Source organism: Rhizobium sp. BK376 (assembly GCF_004341625.1).
Lineage (GTDB): Bacteria > Pseudomonadota > Alphaproteobacteria > Rhizobiales > Rhizobiaceae > Rhizobium.
Genome location: NZ_SLZG01000012.1, coordinates 183,133 through 190,820 on the forward strand (window position 1 = coordinate 183,133; position 7,688 = coordinate 190,820).

The 7,688-nt window shown below is 61.0% G+C and carries 6 protein-coding genes and 1 pseudogene; 5 read left to right on the forward strand and 2 right to left on the reverse strand.

What is annotated here, in order from left to right; all coding sequences use genetic code 11:
* Positions 1-201: 201 nt before the first annotated feature.
* Positions 202-945: a TerC family protein gene (locus EV561_RS24355; protein ID WP_132525298.1), complete on the reverse strand. Its 744-nt coding sequence runs from the start codon at positions 943-945 to the stop codon at positions 202-204.
* Positions 946-1,023: 78 nt separating this feature from the next.
* Entirely contained in the window at positions 1,024-1,707 is a 684-nt protein-coding gene (locus EV561_RS24360) for a TetR/AcrR family transcriptional regulator (protein ID WP_132525300.1), read from the reverse strand.
* A 153-nt stretch (positions 1,708-1,860) separates the two neighbouring features.
* Here EV561_RS24360 and EV561_RS24365 point away from each other — a divergent pair, with 153 nt between their 5' ends.
* From EV561_RS24365 to EV561_RS24385, 5 genes and pseudogenes are all read left to right on the forward strand, one after another.
* The gene (locus EV561_RS24365) at positions 1,861-3,093 is read left to right on the forward strand and encodes an HlyD family secretion protein (protein WP_132525302.1); all 1,233 of its coding nucleotides are present in this window, start codon (positions 1,861-1,863) and stop codon (positions 3,091-3,093) included.
* A 95-nt stretch (positions 3,094-3,188) separates the two neighbouring features.
* A complete protein-coding gene (locus EV561_RS24370; protein ID WP_245512882.1) occupies positions 3,189-4,727 on the forward strand; it encodes a DHA2 family efflux MFS transporter permease subunit in 1,539 nt (512 codons plus the stop codon).
* A 132-nt stretch (positions 4,728-4,859) separates the two neighbouring features.
* Complete coding sequence (locus EV561_RS24375) at positions 4,860-5,885, forward strand: LacI family DNA-binding transcriptional regulator (RefSeq protein ID WP_132525306.1); 1,026 nt, start codon at positions 4,860-4,862, stop codon at positions 5,883-5,885.
* A 26-nt stretch (positions 5,886-5,911) separates the two neighbouring features.
* Positions 5,912-7,366: a xylulokinase gene (gene xylB, locus EV561_RS24380; RefSeq protein WP_132525308.1), complete on the forward strand. Its 1,455-nt coding sequence runs from the start codon at positions 5,912-5,914 to the stop codon at positions 7,364-7,366.
* Between the two features lie 182 nt (positions 7,367-7,548).
* A pseudogene (locus tag EV561_RS24385) lies at positions 7,549-7,688 on the forward strand (xylose isomerase); the annotation flags it as partial.

A 7,688-nucleotide genomic window follows, 5' to 3' on the forward strand; every position in this document is an offset into this window, starting at 1 on the left:
TATAAAAGCCGGTGGCTTCTTAGGAAGCGCTGCCGGCCACAAGGAATGTGAGTATCTGGATCAGGAAACCGGCTGGAAAAGGGCGCAAAGCCGCCTCATCCGCCAATTGTCCGTTTGGCTGGCCTTAGGCCATATTCAACTCTGCTCGTCAAGAAAAACCGCGCCGACGGCACGGTTCGAGCACCCAGACCGAAGGCTGCGTCAGTGCACTCGCTTTCTTTCCCGCCTGTTTCTGGCCACCATGTTCAGCACCTCGACGAGCGCCGAGAAGGCCATTGCCGCATAGATGTATCCCTTGGGGACATGGAAGCCCATGCCGTCGGCAATCAAGGTCGTTCCGATCATCAGCAGGAAGGCGAGCGCCAGCATGACGATGGTCGGGTTCTTCTCGATGAAATTGGCAAGCGGTGTCGCTGCGACAAGCATGACGGTGACTGCCGCGATGACGGCGACGAACATGATTGGCAGATGCGGCGTCATGCCGACGGCGGTGATGATGCTGTCGACCGAGAAGACGAGGTCGAGCAGGAGGATCTGGCCAATCGCGGATGCGAAGCCCGATGTCGCGGATTTTGCGATGAAATCCTCGTTGTGATCGGCGGGATCGACATTGTGATGGATTTCCTTGGTGGCCTTCCAGACAAGGAACAGGCCGCCGGCGATCAGGATGACGTCCTTCCAGGAGAAGCCGTGTCCGGCAATGTCGAAGACGGGTTCCGTCAGCCGGACGATCCAGGCGACGGTGCCCAGCAATGCAAGGCGCATGATAAGCGCAAGGCTGATGCCGACGCGGCGGGCGCGCTCGCGCTGTTCTGGCGGCAGCTTGTTGGTGAGAATCGAGATGAAGATGAGGTTGTCGATGCCAAGCACCACTTCCATCACCACAAGCGTCACGAGGGCTATCCAGGCGGACGGATCCTGGATAAGCGACAATATATCCTGCATTGGCTATGTCCCCCACACTAGCGTTCGGCGTCGCTAATGTAAGGGGCGAAATTTTTGCTGCAAGCGCCGCGGGTGTTTTTAGGCTTCCGTCTGGCCGTGGCGGACGCCATAGGCGGCCATGAAAACGCGAACGGCGCCCGTGATGACCCGATCGATTTCCTGATGTGAGGGTGCGGTTTCCATGCTGCCGAAGAGCCGCAGCTTGAAGAAGCCACCGCTCGCGAGATCGAGAAACTGGCCGGCTGCCAGATCGAGATCATCGATCTTCAATTGTCCAGCGGCCACATGCTCCGTCAGGAACTCGCGTACGACGGTGAGCAGGTTCTCCGGTCCCCTGAGGAAGCGCTGACAGAGCGCAGGCATGCGGTCGCGGACGCCGAGAACGGTTCGCATTGCGCTGATGACCTTCTCGTCGGTCATGTGCGTCACGAAATTCATGCCGAACTTGTAAAGACCGGCTTCGACATCGTCATGTTCGGCAAGCGTCGTGCGCATCGAGGCCAGAAACGCGGCGCGCTCGTTTTCGACCATTGCCGTAAAGAGCTCTTCCTTGTTGTCGAAGTAGACGTAGAGCGTGCCCTTGGAGACTCCCGCCTCGCGGGTGACATCGTTCATGCTGGCTGCATCGAAGCCCATCTTCATGAAGACGCGCTTGGCGCCGTCCAGAATCTGCTGGCGTTTCGCCGGATCCTCGCCCGCAGCCCAACGGCCGGCAGTCGAAGGGTGGGTCTCCTCCGCACGCATATTAACTTTGTCTGTCATAATCTCCTGGGTCATCCACTTTCCGAAGAATCTTTAACCAAATCGAACCGATTGGTTCGGTAAGACTTGATATGCGATTAAAAACGCTCTATGTCAACTGAACCGAACCGTTCAGTTCGATCAAATTTACCTCAAGAGTTTGGTACAGGCCCTATGTCGTCCACGCAAAAGAATTCTGTAGCGCGCATCGTCAGCGACTCCACTGACGATGAAGTCGCTCAGGAAGCCGGCGCATCCGCGGAAGCCCCCACCGCGGATGCGCGCGGCAATCCTGCAGCTCCGGCAAGGGCAGAAGCCCCTGCACCTGCGCCTGCACAAGTTGCAGCGCCGGTCGCGCCGAAAAAGCGCCGCAGCCCCGTCCTGCCGATCATCGCTCTGCTCGCCATCGCTGGCGGCGGCTGGTACGGCTATAACTACTGGACGGTCGGGCGCTTCATGGTGTCCACCGACGACGCCTATATAGAAGGCGATATCGCAACCATTTCTCCGAAGGTGACGGGTTATGTCGCCAAGGTCAATGTCGTTGCCAACCAGCAGGTCAAGGCCGGCGATGTTCTGGCGACCCTCGATGACGGCGACTACAAGATCGCGCTCGACCAAGCACAGGCCTCGCTCGACACCGAGCAGCTCTCGCTGCAGCGTCTCGACGCCCAGATCGCCGGCGGCCAGGCCAGCCTGCAGCAGGCTCAGGCTCAGAAGGTCGCGCTTGAGGCAACCGTGCGCGGCGCCCAGATCACCCAGCAGCGTGCAAGCGACCTTCAGTCGAAGTCTGCCGGCACGACGGCTTCGCTCGACAGCGCCAACATCGCGCTTGACCAAGCCAAGGCCAATCTCATTGGCGGCGATGCAGCCATTGCATCCGCTCAGGCGAATGTGACGATCCTTGAATCGCAGCGCCGTGAGGCCGAAGGTACGATCCGCCAGCTCCAACTGGCGCGCGACAAGGCCGCTCGCGACCTGTCCTTCACCGTGCTGAAGGCGCCTTATGACGGCGTCGTCGGCAACCGCTCGGTTCAGGAAGGCGATTACGTTACGTCGAGCAACCGCCTGATGGCGATCGTTCCGACGAAGCAGCTCTATATCGACGCCAACTTCAAGGAAACGCAGATCCAGCATCTGGTTCCGGGCTCCAAGGTCGATATCTATGTCGACGCCTACAGCGGCAAGCCGATCGTCGGCACCGTCCAGTCGCTGGCACCTGCCTCCGGCGCCGTCTTCTCGCTGCTGCCGCCTGAAAACGCGACAGGCAACTTTACCAAGGTCATCCAGCGCGTGCCGGTTCGTATCGCTATCCCGCAGGATGCGCTGGACTCCGGACGCCTGCGCGCAGGTCTCAGCGTGGTGGTGGATGTCGATATCCGCACGGCGCCGGACGCACAGAACTAAGCCGTCGAAGGAGACGCCTGATGGCTTCCGCAACGACAACAACAGGCCCGAGCGCAGCTTCGGGCCAAGCCGTTGGGGCTCCGGCTTCCGAGCACATGGACCCGCGGCGCCTCATCGCGTTTTTCGCGATGGTCCTCGGCATGTTCATGTCGATCCTCGATATTCAGATCGTATCGGCCTCGTTGTCTGAAATTCAGGCAGGCCTCGGTGCGGGTTCGGATGAAATTCCGTGGGTGCAGACCTCCTACCTGATCGCGGAGGTCATCATGATCCCGCTCTCGGGCACGCTCGGCCGCATCATATCCACACGCTATTTGTTTGCCGCTGCTGCCGCAGGCTTCACGATGTCGAGCGCGCTTTGCGCGACCGCGACCAATATCGACCAGATGATCATCTACCGCGCCATCCAAGGCTTCATCGGCGGTGGCATGATCCCTTCCGTCTTTGCTGCGGCCTTCACGATCTTTCCGGCGTCTAAGCGCAATGTGGTGTCTCCGATCATCGGCCTCATCGCGACGCTGGCACCGACAATCGGTCCGACCGTCGGCGGTTATCTCAGCAATGCCTTTTCGTGGCACTGGCTGTTCCTCGTCAACATTCCTCCGGGCATCATCGTCACCATCGTGACCTGGAACTTCATCGATTTCGACAAGCCTGAGCTGTCTCTGATGAAGAAGTTCGACTGGTGGGGCCTGCTGTCCATGGCAGTCTTCCTGGGCGCGCTGGAATACGTGCTCGAAGAGGGCAATACCAAGGATTGGTTCAACGACGACATTATCGTCTGGTGCGCAATCGCATCGGCGGTTGGCGCCGTGGTGTTTTTCTATCGCGCCTTCAAGGTGGACTTCCCGATCGTCGACCTCAGGGCTTTCTCAAACAAGAATTTCGCGCTCGGCTCGATGTTCTCCTTCGTCATGGGGATCGGGCTCTATGGGCTCACCTATATCTATCCGGTCTATCTCGGTCGTATCCGTGGTTACGATTCACTGATGATCGGCGAGACGATGTTCGTCTCCGGCCTTGCGATGTTCTTCACCGCTCCGCTTGCGGGCTTCCTGTCGGGCAAGTTCGATCTTCGCATCCTGATGGCGATCGGCTTCGCGAGCTTCGCTTCGGGCACCTATATAATGACGGGCCTGACGGCCGACTGGGACTTCTGGGAACTGCTTATCCCGCAGATCCTGCGCGGCTTCGGGCTGATGCTCTGCATGGTGCCGATCAACAATATCGCGCTCGGCACCATGCCACCGGCGCGTATGCGCGGCGCCTCCGGCCTGTTCAACCTGACCAGAAATCTCGGTGGCGCGGTCGGGCTGGCGATCATCAACACTTTGCTGACGACGAGGCAGGACCAGCATTACTTCCGTCTGCGCGACAACGTTCACTGGGGCAACCCGATGGCGCTCGACCAGATGAACAGCATGACCGCAAACAATGCTGCCGCAGGGCTCGACGCATCCCAGAGCGCATTGAAGCAGATGGTCAATATCGTCGAGCAGCAGGCAATGATCATGTCCTTCGGGGATGTTTTCATGCTGCTGACCGTGCTGTTCATCGCGATGATCTTCGGAACGATGGTAATCAGCAAGCCGAGACCTCCGCAGCCAGGCGCTGCCGGCGGCGGTGGTCACTGAGCTCATCCATTCTTCGAAAAAGGCTCCCTCGCGGGGCCTTTTTCATTTGCGCCAAATTGAAAATGGCGGCTTCGGCGACTTTTTGATTTACGTACATCAAATTCTGATCTAATGGTCTCGTCAGGAGGAGCGATGAGGCCGACCGTTCACGATATAGCCGCTGCCGCGGGCGTCAGCCTTGCGACCGTCGACCGGGTGCTGAACCAGCGCGCCGGTGTGCGCGAGGTGACGCGCAAGCGCGTCGAGGAGGCGATCCGCGAGATCGGCTATATCAGGGACGTTGCCGCCGCCAATCTCGCCAAGGGCCGGGTCTATCCGCTCGTCTTCATTCTTCCGACCAGCGACAATTCCTTCATGCATGGCCTCCATAACGAAGTGCGCCAGGCGATGATCCGTTCGGGAACGGAACGCACCGACATCCATATTCGCGAGGTGCCTGCCTTCGACCCGCAGGCGCTCGTCGCCGAGCTCGAGCGGCTGGCGGAAGAAAAGCCGGCCGGCGTTGCGTTGGTTGCTGCGGATGCGCCGGAGGTGCTGGCAGTGGTCGATCGGCTGGTTGCATCGGGTGTTCCCGTCGTGACGCTCGTCTCCGATCTCACGGGATCGTCCCGCTGCCACTATGCCGGCGTCGACAATATCGCCGCCGGTCGCACCGCTGCGCGCCTGCTCGGCCGCTTTCTCGGCGGCAAGGCCGGCGACATTACTGTTCTTGCCGGTTCGATGATGGTGCGCGACCACCGCGAACGCCTGGAAGGCTTTACCCAGGTGATGAGTGAGGAGTTTCCCTCCCTCAATCTCCTGTCCGTGTTGGAAGGCCGCGACGATCCCGATATGGCCTATGCGTTGATCTCCGACGCGCTCGGCTCGAACGATCGCATCATCGGGATCTACAGCCTTGGCGCCGGCAATCGCGGCCTGATCCGCGCCTTGAAGGCGCGGCACCAGGAGCGCACACTGACCGTGATTGCCCATGAGCTGACCGAGAGCACGCGCGGGGCGCTGACTGACGGGACGATCGATGCCGTTCTCAACCAGGATGCCGGCCATGAGGTGCGCAGCGCCATCCGGGTGCTGAAGGCGAAGGCCGACGGGCTTGGCTTCATTGCCGCGCAGGAGCGCATTCGTCTCGACATATTCTTGAAGGACAATCTGCCTTGATAGGCGGAATTTAGGGAGTAACGCGCATGTATTTGGGTCTCGATCTTGGAACATCCGGCGTCAAGGCGATGCTGATCGACGGCGACCAGAAGATCATCGGCTCGGCCAACGGCGGGCTCGACGTCTCGCGCCCGCATCCGGGCTGGTCGGAGCAGGAGCCGTCGCACTGGATCCGCGCAACGGAAGAGGCGGTTGCCGGCCTCAAGGCGGCACACCCGAAGGAACTGGCCGCCGTTCGCGGCATCGGCCTGTCCGGCCAGATGCATGGCGCGACGCTGCTCGACGCCGACGACAAGGTGCTGCGGCCCTGCATTCTCTGGAATGACACGCGCTCCTATGTCGAGGCTGCGGCACTCGATGCCGATCCGCGTTTCCGGGCGCTGACCGGCAACATCGTCTTCCCCGGCTTCACTGCGCCGAAGCTCGTCTGGGTCGCCAAGCACGAGCCGGATATTTTTGCCAAGGTCGCCACGGTTCTGCTGCCGAAGGACTATCTGCGCCTCTGGCTGACCGGCGAGCATATTTCCGAAATGTCCGACTCGGCCGGTACGTCCTGGCTCGACACCGGCAAGCGCAAATGGTCGCCCGAGCTGCTGGCTGCCACCAATCTCGATGAAAAGCAGATGCCGTCACTAATCGAAGGCACGGAGCAGGGCGGCAAGCTGCGGTCTGAGCTTTCTTCCAAGTGGGGCATATCGGGCGACGTCGTCGTTGCCGGCGGGGCAGGGGACAATGCGGCTTCGGCCTGCGGCATGGGAACGGTCAGCCACGGCGCTGCCTTCGTTTCGCTCGGTACATCAGGCGTGCTCTTTGCCGCCAACGGTTCCTACCTGCCGAAGCCGGAAAGCGCCGTCCATGCCTTCTGTCACGCTCTGCCCAACACCTGGCATCAGATGGGTGTCATCCTGTCTGCCACGGACGCGCTGAACTGGCATTCGGAAGTTACGGGCAAGTCGCCGGCCGATCTCACCGGCGAACTCGGCGAGAGCTTGAAGGCGCCGTCGAGCGTGACCTTCCTGCCTTATCTCTCCGGCGAACGAACGCCGCATAACGACGCCACCATCCGCGGCGCCTTCATCGGCCTAGGCCATGAAAGCAGCCGCACGGTGCTGACGCAGGCCGTGCTGGAAGGCGTGTCCTTCGCCATCCGCGATAATCTCGAAGCCCTCCGCTCTGCCGGCACGGACATCGCCCGCGTGACCGCGATCGGCGGTGGCTCGCGCTCGCGCTACTGGCTGGCCTCGATCGCGACGGCACTCGGCGTTCCCGTCGATCTCCCCGCCGATGGCGATTTCGGCGCGGCCTTCGGCGCTGCCCGCCTCGGCCTGATCGCGGCAACGGGGGCCGATCCGGTCGCCGTCTGCACGCCGCCTGCGACATCCGGCACGATCGAGCCGGTCGCCGGCCTGAGCTCTGCCTATGAGGATGCTTACAAGCGTTATCGTGCGCTCTACCCGGCGCTCAAGTCGCTGGCGCATTGAATTTAATCCTGACGGGAGTGGTCGAAGGACCCCTCCCCAACCCCTCCCCATAAGGGGAGGGGCTTCACTGCCCCAAGCCTGCTCGAGTAGCGGGCGGTGCCCACTGGCTTTCTCCCCCTTGTGGGAGATGCCGGCAGGCAGAGGGGGACTTTCCAAGCCTATTCGTCTCAAGGAGGAATCACATGAGCACCGGATTTTTCGGCGACATCCAGAAGATCAAGTATGAAGGCCCTGACAGCACCAATCCGCTGGCCTTCCGTCACTACAACAAGGACGAAGTCGTCATGGGCAAGCGGATGGAAGACCATCTGCGCTTTGCCGT

Bases quoted from the DNA above. Each gene is read 5' to 3' on its own strand.
- xylB (WP_132525308.1), top strand. From the start codon at position 5,912: ATGTATTTGGGTCTCGATCTTGGAACATCCGGCGTCAAGGCGATGCTG.
- EV561_RS24375 (WP_132525306.1), top strand. From the start codon at position 4,860: ATGAGGCCGACCGTTCACGATATAGCCGCTGCCGCGGGCGTCAGCCTT.
- EV561_RS24370 (WP_245512882.1), top strand. From the start codon at position 3,189: ATGGACCCGCGGCGCCTCATCGCGTTTTTCGCGATGGTCCTCGGCATG.
- EV561_RS24355 (WP_132525298.1), bottom strand. From the start codon at position 945: ATGCAGGATATATTGTCGCTTATCCAGGATCCGTCCGCCTGGATAGCC.
- EV561_RS24365 (WP_132525302.1), top strand. From the start codon at position 1,861: ATGTCGTCCACGCAAAAGAATTCTGTAGCGCGCATCGTCAGCGACTCC.
- EV561_RS24360 (WP_132525300.1), bottom strand. From the start codon at position 1,707: ATGACAGACAAAGTTAATATGCGTGCGGAGGAGACCCACCCTTCGACT.